The organism is Acidovorax sp. MR-S7 (assembly GCF_000400995.2).
Classification (GTDB): domain Bacteria; phylum Pseudomonadota; class Gammaproteobacteria; order Burkholderiales; family Burkholderiaceae_C; genus MR-S7.
In genome coordinates this window covers 38,943-51,899 of record NZ_DF238919.1, presented here as the reverse complement: position 1 = coordinate 51,899, position 12,957 = coordinate 38,943, and the positions used below count along the sequence as shown (strand labels likewise).

Here is a 12,957-nt window from a genome sequence, read left to right as displayed (position 1 = left end):
ATTTGCAGTGAATCCGTATTGTGGACTTATCGACTTGGGCTTGTAGATGTTTATGGGAAAAATTGCGCCAATTCCTGCTGCTCTTCTTTCAACAAGTCCGTATTGCGGAAAACTGCATGTACCCCATCGATTTCTTCTACCGCGCCGCCCGCCTGTACCCGCAGCGCGAAGCCCTGGTGAGCGGCCGCGAGGTGCTGACCTATGCCGAATTGGCCGGGCGCGTGAACGCTGCGGCCTGCGCGCTGCAGGCGCTCGATGCGCAGCCGGGCTCGCGCGTGGGCATCTGCGCGGGCAACACCGTGGACCACGTGGTGGCGCTGCTGGCCGTGCTGGCGGCGGGCAAGGTGTGGGTGCCGCTGAACTGGCGCAATCCCGCGGCGGAGCTGAACCGCATCATCGAATTCACCGCGCCGTCCATCGTCGTGGCCGAGCCCGCACACCTGGGTACGCTGGATTTGTCGAACGTGCAGGCCGTGGCGCTGGGCGAGTGCGCGGGCACGCCGCTGCTCGCCGCCCTCGCGCAGGCCCAGCAGGGGCGCATGCCAACGCCTCACCAGCGCTCGCGCGACGAGGCGCAGGCCATCAAGTTCACGGGCGGCTCCACGGGCGTGCCCAAGGGGGTGATGCAGCCCTACCGCGCCTGGGTGGCCACGCTGGTGAACCAGATCCAGGCCTTCGGCTTCGATGCCGGCGACCGCTACCTCGTCTCCGCGCCCGTCACGCACGGCACCTCCACCTACCTGCTGCCCATCCTGGCGCAGGGCGGCTGCCACGTGCTGCCGGCCAGCAACAAGCCGGCCGAGTTGCTGCGCAGCTTCCGCGAGGACGGCATCACCACCACCTTCATGCCGCCCACGCTGCTGTACATGCTGGTGGCCGAGGCGCACGGCGAGCGCCTGCATCTGCCTCGCCTCAAGCACCTGATCTACGGCGGCGCGCCCATGCCGCCCGAGAAGATCCGCTCCGTGCGCGAATGCTTCGGCCCGGTGCTGGAGACCACCTACGGCCAGACCGAGGCGCCGCAGGTGGTCAGCATCATGCGCGCCGAGGATTTCGCCGACGAGGCCAACTGGCGCTCCGTAGGCCGCCAGGGCCTGCTGGCCGACATGGCCATCATGGACCCGCAGGGCCGCCTGCTGCCCGCGGGCGAGGCGGGCGAGATCGTGGTGCGCGGCGACCTCGTCATGAGCGGCTACTGGAAGATGCCCGAGAAGACGGCCGAGACGATCGTGGACGGCTGGCTGCACACCGGCGACCGGGGCTACGTGGACGAGCGCGGCTACCTGTTCCTCAAGGACCGGCTGCGCGAGGTGGTCATCACGGGCGGCTTCAACGTCTATCCCATCGACGTGGAGAGCGTGCTCGACCAGCACCCGGCAGTGCACGAGTCGGCCGTGTTCGGCATCGAGGACGACAAGTGGGGCGAGGCCGTGCACGCCGCCATCCAGCGCAAGCCCGGCGCGCAGGTGGACGAGCGGCAGCTCATCGCCTTCGCCAAGGAGCACCTGGGCTCGGTCAAGACGCCCAAGGCCATCCATTTCTACGACGACCTGCCGCGCAGCGTGGCGGGCAAGGTCCACAAGGTCACCCTGAAGGCAGACATCACGCGCAAGCTGCGCGAGGAGACGAACGCATGAGCGGCAAACCCCAGGAGCGCCCGTACACCGAGCTGTGCACGCATTCGCAAACCTCCATCCACTACCGGGGCGACAACCTCGCCGAGGACGTGCTGGGCCGGCGCGGCTTCACCGACGTGCTGTTCTCGCAGATCCTGGGCCGCCGGGCCGATGCGGATGATCTGCGCGTGCTCGATGCCGCGCTCATCGCCATCATGGAGCACGGTCTCACGCCCAGCGCCATCGCCACGCGCATGGTCTACATGAGCTCGCCCGAGAACATCCAGAGCGGCGTGGCCGCGGGCCTGCTGGCCGTGGGCAGCCAGTTCGTGGGCACGGTGGAGAACTCGGCCATCCTGCTGCGCCGCATCATCGACGCGCCCGAGGGCGTGGAGGCCGCCGCGCGCGCCACGGCGCAGCAATACCGCGCCGAGCGCAAGCCCATCCCCGGGTTCGGCCAGCACATGCACAAGCCCGACGACCCGCGCGCCGCGCGGCTGCTGGCCATCGGGCGCGAGCACCCGCGCTTCGAGGGGCGCTACCTGCATGCGATGGAAGTGCTCTCGCGCGAGGTGGACGCCGCCTTCGGCAAGCACATCACCATCAACGCCACCGGCGCCGTGGGCACGCTGCTGGGCGAGTTGGGCGTGCCGCCGGCGCTAATGCGCGGCTTCGCCGTCATCTCGCGCGCGGCGGGGCTGGTGGCGCACATCGCGGAGGAGCAGCGCATCCCCTCGGCGCGCTTCGTCTGGGACCTGGTGGACCACGAAGTGCCGTACCGCGGCGCGGGCGAGGGCCATAACAAGGACCGGAGCGGCGCATGACGGGCGGCGTGCTGGTCTACGACTCCGTCACCCGCATGGACCCCGCCGTGCGGGGCCGCGCCGTCATCGCCGCGTCGCACGGCGGCGTGTATGCCGTGCACCTGGCGCTCAGCGAGGGCGTGGGCGGCCTCGTCGTCAGCGATGGCGGCGTGGGCCTGGCGCGCGCGGGCATCGCCGGCCTGGACTTCGCGCAGGCGCTGGGCGTGCCCTGCGCCGCCATCGACCACCGCTCGGCCCGCATCGGCGACGGGGCCGACTGCGCCGCGCGCGGTGTGATCGCCTTCGCCAACGCCCAGGCCGAACGGCTGGGCGTGCGCGCGGGCATGCCCGCCCTGCAGGCCGCGCAGTGCCTGGCCGCCGCGCCTCTGCGCGCGGTGGACCCCGGGCCGCTGCCCGCCGAGGCGCGCACGGTGCTGCCGCCGCAGGCGGGCCGGCGCCCCATCGTGCTGATCGATTCCGTGTCGCTGGCGGCCCCCGAGGACCGGGACGCGGTGGTGCTCACGGGCTCGCACGGCGGCCTGCAGGGTGGGCGGCCGGAGTCCGCGATCAAGGTGGACGTGTTCGCCGCGCTCTACAACGACGCGGGCATCGGCTGCGACGGCGCGGGCGTGTCGCGCCTGCCGGCGCTCGATGCGCGCGGCATCGCGGGTGCCACCGTCGCCGCGGGCAGCGCGCGCATCGGCGACGCGCGCTCGGCCTGGGAGACGGGTGTCATCAGCCGCGTCAACCAAACCGCCCGTGCCCTGGGCGCGCGCGAAGGGCAGAGCGCCCGCGCGTGGGCCGAAGGCATGGCCGCTGCGGCAGGAAGGCCATGACGATGACGACCTCTGCCTGCTTTCCCCCGCTCGACGCCCTGCCGGGCCGCGGCCGCGTCGCCGGCAAGGTGGCGCTGGTGTTCGGCGGCGGCTCGGCCGGCCCCGGCTGGGGCAACGGCAAGGCCGCCGCCATGGTCTACGCCCGCGAGGGCGCGCGCGTGGCCGTGGTGGACATCCGCGGCGAGGCCGCCGAGGAAACCTGCGACCAGCTCCGCGCCGAGGGCTTTGATGCCGAGGCCTACGCCGCCGACGTGACCGACTCCGCCGCCGTGGCCGGGGTGGTGCGGCAGGTGCACGCGCGCTTCGGCGCCATCGACATCCTGCACAACAACGTGGGCATCACGCGCATGGGCAGCGTGGTGGAGATGGACGAGGCCACCTGGCAGCAGGTGATCGACACCAACCTCACCGGCGTCTTCCTCACCTGCAAGCACGTGGTGCCGGTGATGCTGGAGCAGGGCAGGGGCGCGATCGTGAACATCTCGTCGCTCGCCTCGCAGCAGATCAACAGCTACCCCTACATGCCGTACTACGCGGCCAAGGCCGGGCTCAACCACTTCACGCGCGCGCTGGCCGTGCAGTACGCGGCTCGGGGCATCCGCGCCAACGCGGTGCTGCCCGGCGTGATCGACACGCCGCTCATCCACCAGCAGATCGCCGGCCAGTTCGCCAGCACCGAGGAAATGCTGCGCACGCGCAACGCCGCCAGCCCCATGGGCCGCATGGGCCAGGCCTGGGACGTGGCATACGCCGCGCTCTACCTGGCCAGCGACGAGGCCCGCTACATCACGGGCGTGTGCATTCCCGTGGACGGCGGCAAGGGCTGTACCGGCAAATGAACCATCCATCACGAAACCAGGAGACGACACCATGACCCCTTCCACCCCACACACCAGCCGCCGCCTGGCGGGCCTGGCCCTGGCGCTCGCGGGCGCATTCGCGGCCCTGCCGGGCCTGGCGCAGAGCGGCTTTCCGGACAAGCCGGTGCGCCTTGTCGTGCCCTTTCCGCCGGGCGGCACGTCGGACATCAGCGGCCGCGTGCTGGCCGACGCGCTGTCGCGCGAACTGGGCCAGCCCGTCATCGTCGAGAACAAGGCGGGTGCGGGCGGCTCGGTGGGCGCGCGCTACGTGGCCGAGTCCAAGGCCGACGGCTACACCCTGCTGCTGGGCACCACCAGCACCAACGGTACCAACTCGGCCGTCTACAAGAACCTGCCCTTCGACGCTGTCAAGAGCTTCACGCCGATCACGCGCATCCTCGAAGTGCCCGGCGTCCTGAGCGTCAACAAGAACTTCCCGGCGAAGACCTATGCCGACTTCGCCAAGCTCGTCGGGCAGTCGCCCGGCAAGTACGTGTATGCATCGTCGGGCAACGGCGGCGCGACGCACATGGCGATGGAGTACTACAAGTCGCTCAGCGGCATGCGCGTGGTGCACGTGCCCTACCGCGGCACGGGCCCGGCGCTCAACGACGTGATCGGCGGGCAGGTGGACATGATCTACGACACCCTGGCCTCGTCCATGCCCCACATCAAGGCCGGCAACCTGGTGCCCCTGGCGCTGGCCACGCCGCAGCGCGTCAAGGACCTGCCCGACGTGCCGACCTTCGCCGAGCTGGGCCTCAAGAGCGCCAACGACGGCTTCTGGAACGGCGTGCTGGCGCCCGCGGGCCTGCCGGCCGACGTGCTCAAGACGCTGCACGGCGCCATCGTGCGCGCGCTGCGCACCCAGGCGGTGCAGGAGAAGTTCGCCGCCGCCGGCGCGATCGTGGTGGAAGACACGCCCGCGGCGTTCGCCAAGATCATCGCGGACGACGTGGCCAAGTGGAAAAAGGTGGCCCAGGACAACCGCATCTCCGCGGATTGAGGACATCCCCCTGAGCGGCTGCGCCGCTTCCCCCTTCTCTCGCGCTTTGCGCGGGAAGGGGGACGCAGCCGGCGCGGCGGGGCGGCCCTTGCGCGGCTGCCCGCGGGTGCGGTGCGCCTGTCTCACGGATGGGCTGTACGCCTTCGCGGCCCTGCATGAGGGGGATGCCCATCGGCGTCGGGGCGTGCGCCCCGGCGGCGCTATAACCGGCGCATGAGCTTTTCCTGGATGGCCGCCTGGGCCTGGATCCCCCTGACCCTGTGCGCCGCCGCCGCGCAGACCGCACGCAACACCGCCCAGCGCTCGCTGACCCAGGAACTGGGCACGCTGCCCGCCACCCTCGCGCGCTTTCTCTACGGCCTGCCGTTCGCGGGCCTGTGGCTGGTGCTGCTGTATGCGTGGCCGGGGCAGACGCCGGCCGTGCCCGGCTTCAGCGCCGCCTACCTGGGCTGGATCGCGCTGGGCGCGTTCTTCCAGGTCGCGGCCACGGCCGCACTGCTGCTGGCGATGAAGGAACGCAACTTCGCCGTGGCCGTGACCCTGTCCAAGACCGAGGTGCTGCAGGTGGCGCTGTTCTCCAGCGTCTTCCTGCACGAGCTGCCCACGCCGCTGGCGCTGGTGGCGATGGTGCTGGCCACGGCCGGGGTGCTCATGCTGTCGCTGCCGCCGCGCGGGCAGATGCTGTCGCTGGCGGCCTGGACGAGCCGGTCGTCGCTCTACGGCCTGGCCTGCGGCGCGTGCTTCGCGCTGGCCACCGTGGGCTTTCGCGGCGCCGCGCTGGCGCTGGGGGCCGAGACGCCCTGGCTGTCGGGCGCCTGGGGCGTGCTGATCGCGCAGGCGCTGCAGACGGTGGGCCTGGGCGCCTGGGTGGCCCTGCGCACCGAGCGCGGGCTGGGGCCCCTGCTGCGCTCGTGGCGCGTGTCGCTGGTGGCGGGCAGCATGGGCGCGGCCGCGTCGCTCGGCTGGTTCACGGCCTATGCCATGCAGAGCGCGGGGCCGGTGCGCACGCTGGGCATGGTGGAGGTGGTGTTCAGCTACCTGGTGTCGCGCCGCATGCTCAGCGAATCGTTCACGCGCCCCGAGAAGATCGGCATGGGCGTGATGCTCGCGGGGCTGGTGCTGATCTGCATGCAGGGGTTGTGAAGTGCTTCACTTTCGATAGCTGCTCGCGCTTGATGGATAGGCTCTAGAGGTCTATTGGGCTTGTATTCACCCCGGCGCGGGCAAGCGCTCCGCGCAGCGCGGACAATGGCGGCCGTGACCGCGCCCTTGCCGCCCCTTTCGTCCCGCCGCATCGCCCACCTCGACATGGATGCGTTCTACGCCTCCGTCGAGCTGCTGCGCTATCCGCAGCTCCAGGGGCTGCCCGTGGTCATCGGAGGCGGGCGCAGCGCGCAGGACGAGGCGCTGGCCGCCGCCTATGCCGGCCGGCTGGCGGACATCCCGGTGGACGCGTTCCCCCGGCTGCGGGACTATGCGGGCCGCGGCGTGATCACCACCGCCACCTACCCGGCGCGGCATTTCGGCGTGGGCTCGGCCATGGGCATGATGAAGGCCGCGCGCCTGTGCCCGCAGGCCATCCTGCTGCCGGTGGACTTCGCCGAGTACCGGCGGTTCTCGCGGCGGTTCAAGGAGGTCATCGTTTCCATCGCCCCGGTCATGGAGGACCGCGGCGTGGACGAGGTGTACATCGACTTCACCGAAGTCCCCGGCGGCCAGGAGGAGGGCGGCCGAGCGCTGGCGCAGCGCATCCAGCGGCGCATCGCCGAGGCCACGGGCCTGACCTGCTCCATCGGCGTGGCGCCCAACAAGCTCATCGCCAAGATGGCGAGCGAGTTCAACAAGCCCAATGGCATCTCCGTCGTCCACGCGGGCGACCTGCAAACGCTGATCTGGCCCCTGGCCTGCCGCAAGATCAACGGCGTGGGCCCCAAGGCGGATGCCAGGCTGCAGGGCCATGGCATCCACACCATCGGCGAGCTGGCTGGGCGGCCGCGCGAGTGGCTGGTGGAGCACTTCGGCCGCTCCTACGGCGCCTGGCTGCACGACGCGGCCTGGGGCCGCGACAGCCGGCCCGTGGTCACCGAGAGCGAGCCCGTCTCCATGAGCCGCGAGACCACCTTCGACCGCGACCTGCACGCCGTGGCCGACCGGGCCGAGCTGGGGCGTATCTTCACCGAGCTGTGCGAACAGGTGGCGGGCGACCTCCAGCGCAAGGGCTACGTCGGCAAGACCATCGGCATCAAGTTGCGCTACGACGATTTCAAGATCGCCACGCGCGACCAGACGGTGGAGCGCCACACGCAAGACGCGGCCGTCATCCGGCGGGTGGCGGGCCTGTGCCTCAAGCGCGTGCCCCTGACCAAGCGCCTGCGCCTGCTGGGCGTGCGCGTGGGCAACCTGCTGCCCGAGGCCTGCGCCGCGGCGCTGCCGCCGCCGGGCTGGGGCGAAAGCGCGCCGCTGTTCTGAAAAAAATGCCGCCATGAAACTCCACTTCCTGCACACCCTCATCGCCGTCATCAGGCACGGCTCGTTCGCCGCCGCCGCGCCGGAGGTGAACCTGACAGCCAGCGCCGTGGGCATGCAGATCCGCCAGCTGGAGATCTACTTCGGCCGCCCGCTGTTCGACCGCTCGGGCCGCGCGGTGCGGCCCACGCCGCTGGCGCTGGAGGTGGCGGCGGCCGTGGAGTCCGCGCTGGGCACGCTGGAGCAGCTGCGCTCGCGCACCGAGGCCGCCGTGACCGGCCATGTGCGCCTGGGCATCATCGAATCCGCCCAGGTGGCCTTGCTGCCGCAGGCCATGCTGGCGCTGCGCAAATCGGTGCCGGGGCTGGAGGTGCATTGCGCGCGCGGCGTCTCGCAGCTGCTGCTGCAGGACCTGAAGGCCGGGCGGCTGGACGTGGCCGTGCTCGTGCGGCCCGAAACGGGCGGGTCGAGCCGCCTGAGCTGGACGCCCCTGCTTACCGAATCCTTCGTGCTCGTAGCGCCGCCCCAGGCGCGTGGGCGCAATGTGCGCGAACTGCTGGCCGCGCACGAGTGGATCCGCCTGGACCGCAGAGCCACGGGCGGGCGCATCGCCGCGGCCTTCGTGGAGGCCACGCTGCCGGGCAAGCGCGAATTCCTCGAGCTGCCGGGCACCGATGCCATCGTGGCCATGGTGTCGGCGGGCGTGGGCGTGTCGGTGGTTCCCGAGCTGCGCGAGGACGTGCGGCGCACCTGGCCCGTGCGCGAGGTCGGCCTGGGCCGGCGCGGGCCCACGCGCCAGATCGCGCTGGTGTGCCGCGCGGGCGATGCGGAAGATCGGCGTATCCAGGCCGTGCTGCGCGCGTTCCAGGCATCCGTGGCGCAGGGGCGGCACGGCAGCGCCTGAAGGCTGCACGATCCACCAAATTCCTTGGTGGATCGGACAACGAAAACGCGGCCATCGTTCGGGCAGCAAAACCTACGATTCCCCCAGTCGCGCTGCAAGGGTTGCCGGGGAACGGCAGGCCTGACGTGCGTTGTTCCACCCTTCACGGTCCACGCCATGCCCAATATCGGCTTTCGTATCTTCCAACGCATCCACCGCCCCGCGCCCGACCTGGTGCAGGGCTTTCGGGGCCTGCCCGTCGCCAACATCGCCGACGAGATGGGGCGCATGTTCTGCATGGATACGGGCATCCGCCCGTTGAACAAGGCGCCGCTGCTGGGCACGGCCTTCACCGTGCGCGCCCGCCCCGGCTGCAACCTGATGCTGCACCGCGCGATCGACATGGCCGAGCCCGGCGACGTGATCGTCGTGGAGGACCAGGGCGACCAGGCGAACGCGCTGACCGGCGAGAACATGATGATGTGGGCCGCGCGCCGCGGCGTCGCGGGCGTGGTGATCGACGGCGCGGTGCGCGACCTCGAATCCATCGGAGCGATGGCGTTCCCCGTGTACTCGCGCGGCATCAACCCGCGCGGGCCGCACAAGAGCGGGCCCGGCGAGATCAACGTGCCGATCTCCTGCGGCGGCGTGGTGGTGCACCCCGGCGACATCGTCGTGGGCGACCAGGACGGCGTGCTGGTGATCGCGCCGCGCGATGCGCAAGCGGTGCTGGGCAAGGCCCGCGCCAAGCTGCAAAAGGAGATCGCCACGCGCGAGGCCATCAACGCCGGCACCTGGGATCGCTCGGGCTACAGCGAAGCGGTGCTGCGCACGATGGGCTGCGAGATCATCGACGCGGCCTACGCCGACGTGGAGGGCCGCTGATGACCGCGCGCAACGACAACATGCCCGTGCTCGGCTTCATCGGCCTGGGCGAGGCCGCCTTCCACATCGCGCGCGGCCTGCATGGCGAGGGCCTGCGCGGCATCCGCGCCTACGACAAGTTCTGGAACGTGCCGCCGCAGTCCGACCTCGTGGCGCAGCGCGCGGGCGAGGCCTCGGTCACGCTGGCGCCGAGCCTGCAGGCGCTGGTCGAGGGCTGCGACATCGTCGTCTCCGCCGTCAGCGCCAACCTGGCCGTGCCGCTGGCGCGCGAGAGCGCGGCGTGGCTGCGGCCGGGGCAGGTCTATGCCGACCTCAATTCGGCCGGGCCGCAGACCAAGATCGAGGCCGCCGCCATCGTCGCGCCCACGGGCGCCGCGTTCATGGACGGCGCCATCATGGGCACCGTGCCGGGCCTCGGCCACAAGGTGCCCACGCTCGTGTGCGGCGAGGGCGCGCAGCGCTTCGCGGACGTGCTGCGGCCCTTCGGCATGCAGCTCACCGTGCTGGAGGGCGCGGCGGGCAAGGCATCGGCCTCCAAGATGCTGCGCAGCATCTTCATGAAGGGCGTCGTCGCGCTGCTGCTGGAGACGGTGCTCGCGGGCCACGAATACGGGCTGGAGGACGACCTGCTCGACTCGATCGCCGAGACCTTCGCGGCCGGGCCGTTCCTCGAAGTCGCCAACGGCCTGATCGCGCGCGGTGTGATCCATGCTGAGCGCCGCGCGCACGAGATGGACGAGGTGGTCGCCACGCTGCGCGCCGCGGGCGTGGACGACACCATGTCGCTCGCCACGCGCGACAAGCTGCTGAAGATCGCCGCCGCTGGCTACAAGGCCCACTTCAAGGGCGTGGCGCCGCGCGACTTCCACGACATCTTCACGCTCGGCAACTGAGCCGGGCTTTTCTCTATAAAACCCAGGAGACCTTCGCCATGGCATTCCTTCGCACTTCCTTCACCCGGCGCTCGCTCGCCGTGCTGGCCGCAACGGCCCTGCTGGCAGGCACGGCCAGCGCTGCAGGCTATCCCGAACGGCCCATCACCATCGTCGTGGCCTTCGCGCCCGGCGGCAACGTGGACGCCACGGCGCGCGCCATCGGCCCCGCGCTCAGCAAGGCGCTGGGGCAGCCCGTGGTCATCGACAACCGCGCGGGCGGTGGCGGAACCATCGGCAGCACGCTGGTGGCGCGCGCCAAGCCCGACGGCTACACGCTGATGGTCGGCAGCACGGCCACCAACGCGACGGCGCCCGCGATGCTCAAGGCCGCGGCCTACGACCCGGTCAAGAGCTTTACCGCGATCGGCGGCATCAGCACCACGCCGTCGGTGGTCGTGGTGGCGCCCAAGACCACGGCCCGCACGTACCAGCAGCTCGTGGAGCAAAGCCGCGCGCAGCCGCAGGGCTTCAGCATGGGCTCGCCCGGCACCGGCTCGCTCAACCACCTGACCACCGAGCTGCTCAAGCAGAAGACCGGCCTGAAAGCCACCCACATCCCCTACAAGGGTGCGGGCCCGGCGCTGTCGGACCTGCTGGGCAGCCAGCTCGACGCGATGGTGGACCAGCTCAGTTCCTCGGCCCCGTTCATCAAGGACGGGCGCCTGCGCGCCGTGGCGCAGACCGGCGCCCAGCGCTCGCCCGTGCTGCCCGACGTGCCCACGTTGCGCGAGCAGGGCGTCGAGGGCGTGGACGTGGCCGTGTACACCGGCCTGTTCGCTCCGGCCGGGCTGCCGCGCGACGTGGAGCAGAAGCTCGTGAAGGCGCTCGGCGAGGCGCTGCAGGACGCCGACGTGCAGCAGCGCCTGGCCGCGCAGGGCTCCGAGCGCATCGCCATGGACCAGCCCGCTTTCGCGCGCTATGTGGCCGATGAGGCGCGCCGCTGGAGCGAGGTGATCCGCACCGCGGGCATCGCGCAAGACTGACATGCCCGCACTGCCGCCGCTCGCATGCGACAGCCACATGCACGTGTTCGACGGGCGCTTCGCATTCGCCCCGCAGGCGCACCTGCGCCCGCCGCCGGCCACCGTGCAGGACTACCGGCAGGTGCAGCAGCGGCTGGGCCTGGCGCGGGTGGTGGTGGTGCAGCCCTCCAGCTACGGCACCGACAACCGCTGCACGCTCGACGCCGTGGCCCGCCTGGGGCCGCAGGCAGCGCGCGCCGTCGTCGTCGTGGAGCCCGGCGCGGACGAGGCGGAGCTTGGGCGGCTGCACGCGCAGGGCGCGCGCGGCGTGCGCCTGAACCTCGCGCGCGGGGCGGCGCCCGACCTGTCCGCCTGGGCGCGGCTGCTGCAGCGCGCACGGCCGCTGGGCTGGCACCTGCAGCTGCACTGCGGCCTGTCCGCGCTCGAAGACCTGGCGCCCTGGCTGGAGGGGCTGCCTGTGCCCACCGTCCTCGACCATCTGGCGCGCGTGCCGCCGCAGGCGGATGCGCGGGCGCTGGCCACGCTGCGGCGCCTGCTGGACGGCGGACGGCTCTGGGTCAAGCTCTCGGCGCCGTACCTGGACAGCCGCGCGGGACCGCCCGGCTACGGCGACATGCAGGACGCGGCGCACTGGCTGCTGGCGCAGGCGCCCGAGCGCATGCTGTGGGGCTCCGACTGGCCGCACCCCGCTGCCACGGCGGGCGAGGTGCCGATGCCCCATGATGCCGCGCTGCTCCACGGCGCGCTGGCGTGGTGCGACACGCAGGCGCTGGCCGACCGGGTGCTGCAAGGCAACCCGGCCGCGCTCTACGGCTTCGGCCCTTAGAGCGTGTTATGAACTTGATAGCGCGTGCGGTAGATTCGCCGCATGGCAAGGCGCAAGCAGTACCCCACGGATGTCACGGATGAGGAGTGGGGCTTCGCGGCGCCGTACCTGGCACTGATCGACGAGAAGGCAGCGCAACGCCAGCACGAACTGCGCGAAGTGTTCAATGCCTTGCGCTGGATGGCCCGTGCGGGTGCGCCCTGGCGCATGCTGCCTGGGGACTTCCCGCCGTGGGAGGCGGTCTATCAGCAAACACGCCGCTGGTTGCAAGCAGGATGCTTTGAGGCAATGGCCAACGACCTTCGCTCGGTCATTCGCGTGGCGCAAGGACGCCAGGGCCAGCCCAGTGCGGCAGTCTTGGATGGACGCACCTTGCAATCGAGCTGTGAGAGTGGTCCGCGTGCTGGCTACGATGGTTACAAGCGGCGCAACGGCTCGAAAGTGCACATGGCCGTCGATACGCTGGGGCATTTGCTGGCCGTCCATATCACACCAGCCAATGAACAGGAGCGAGCGCAAGTGGCGCCGTTGTGCGAGGCGGTGCAGGAAGCGACAGGCGAGACGGTGAGACTGGCCTGGGCCGACCAGGGCTACACGGGCGAAGAGCCCAACCGGCAGGCCAGCGAGCACGGCATTGATCTGCAAATTGTCAAGCTGCCCGAGGCCAGGAAGGGCTTTGTGCTGCTGCCCAGGCGCTGGGTGGTCGAGCGCAGCTTTGGCTGGCTGGCGCGATTCAGAAGGCTCAGCCGCGACTATGAAAGATTGCCCGAAGTGCTCGCCGGATTGCATTTCCTGATCTTCGTGATCCTCATGCTGCCAAAGGCGTTGCCTGCCTTGGGCGCGGGGGTGAGTTCATAA

The 12,957-nt window shown here is 71.0% G+C and carries 13 protein-coding genes; all 13 read left to right on the top strand.

Going from position 1 to position 12,957, the window contains the following annotated elements:
• Window positions 1-116: 116 nt before the first annotated feature.
• The 13 genes from AVS7_RS10750 to AVS7_RS10690 all read left to right on the top strand — a co-directional run bounded on the left by AVS7_RS10750 (window position 117) and on the right by AVS7_RS10690 (window position 12,957).
• A complete protein-coding gene (locus tag AVS7_RS10750; protein WP_020228413.1) occupies window positions 117-1,637 on the top strand; it encodes a class I adenylate-forming enzyme family protein in 1,521 nt (506 codons plus the stop codon).
• Window positions 1,634-2,440 carry a citryl-CoA lyase gene (locus AVS7_RS10745; RefSeq protein ID WP_020228412.1) on the top strand — a complete coding sequence of 269 codons (807 nt, stop codon included), beginning with the start codon at window positions 1,634-1,636 and terminating at the stop codon, window positions 2,438-2,440. The genes AVS7_RS10750 and AVS7_RS10745 overlap by 4 nt, the downstream gene beginning before the upstream one ends.
• Window positions 2,437-3,255 carry a hypothetical protein gene (locus AVS7_RS10740; RefSeq protein WP_020228411.1) on the top strand — a complete coding sequence of 273 codons (819 nt, stop codon included), beginning with the start codon at window positions 2,437-2,439 and terminating at the stop codon, window positions 3,253-3,255. Before AVS7_RS10745 ends, AVS7_RS10740 begins: the two co-directional genes overlap by 4 nt.
• Window positions 3,252-4,094: an SDR family NAD(P)-dependent oxidoreductase gene (locus tag AVS7_RS10735; protein WP_020228410.1), complete on the top strand. Its 843-nt coding sequence runs from the start codon at window positions 3,252-3,254 to the stop codon at window positions 4,092-4,094. The genes AVS7_RS10740 and AVS7_RS10735 overlap by 4 nt, the downstream gene beginning before the upstream one ends.
• A gap of 31 nt (window positions 4,095-4,125) precedes the next feature.
• A complete protein-coding gene (locus AVS7_RS10730) occupies window positions 4,126-5,121 on the top strand; it encodes a tripartite tricarboxylate transporter substrate binding protein (protein ID WP_020228409.1) in 996 nt (331 codons plus the stop codon).
• A 213-nt stretch (window positions 5,122-5,334) separates the two neighbouring features.
• On the top strand, window positions 5,335-6,264 hold the full coding sequence (locus AVS7_RS10725; protein WP_024001324.1) for a DMT family transporter: 930 nt from the start codon (window positions 5,335-5,337) through the stop codon (window positions 6,262-6,264).
• A 105-nt stretch (window positions 6,265-6,369) separates the two neighbouring features.
• Entirely contained in the window at window positions 6,370-7,590 is a 1,221-nt protein-coding gene (locus tag AVS7_RS10720) for a DNA polymerase IV (RefSeq protein WP_020228407.1), read from the top strand.
• Between the two features lie 13 nt (window positions 7,591-7,603).
• A complete protein-coding gene (locus AVS7_RS10715) occupies window positions 7,604-8,491 on the top strand; it encodes a LysR family transcriptional regulator (RefSeq protein ID WP_020228406.1) in 888 nt (295 codons plus the stop codon).
• Window positions 8,492-8,647: 156 nt separating this feature from the next.
• Entirely contained in the window at window positions 8,648-9,355 is a 708-nt protein-coding gene (locus AVS7_RS10710; protein ID WP_020228405.1) for an RraA family protein, read from the top strand.
• Window positions 9,355-10,248, top strand: coding sequence for a DUF1932 domain-containing protein (locus AVS7_RS10705; RefSeq protein WP_020228404.1), 894 nt, complete (start codon window positions 9,355-9,357; stop codon window positions 10,246-10,248). Before AVS7_RS10710 ends, AVS7_RS10705 begins: the two co-directional genes overlap by 1 nt.
• A 38-nt stretch (window positions 10,249-10,286) precedes the next feature.
• Window positions 10,287-11,273, top strand: coding sequence for a tripartite tricarboxylate transporter substrate binding protein (locus AVS7_RS10700; RefSeq protein WP_020228403.1), 987 nt, complete (start codon window positions 10,287-10,289; stop codon window positions 11,271-11,273).
• A gap of 1 nt (window position 11,274) precedes the next feature.
• Window positions 11,275-12,099, top strand: coding sequence for an amidohydrolase (locus AVS7_RS10695; protein ID WP_020228402.1), 825 nt, complete (start codon window positions 11,275-11,277; stop codon window positions 12,097-12,099).
• Window positions 12,100-12,141: 42 nt separating this feature from the next.
• Window positions 12,142-12,957: an IS5 family transposase gene (locus AVS7_RS10690; RefSeq protein WP_020228401.1), complete on the top strand. Its 816-nt coding sequence runs from the start codon at window positions 12,142-12,144 to the stop codon at window positions 12,955-12,957.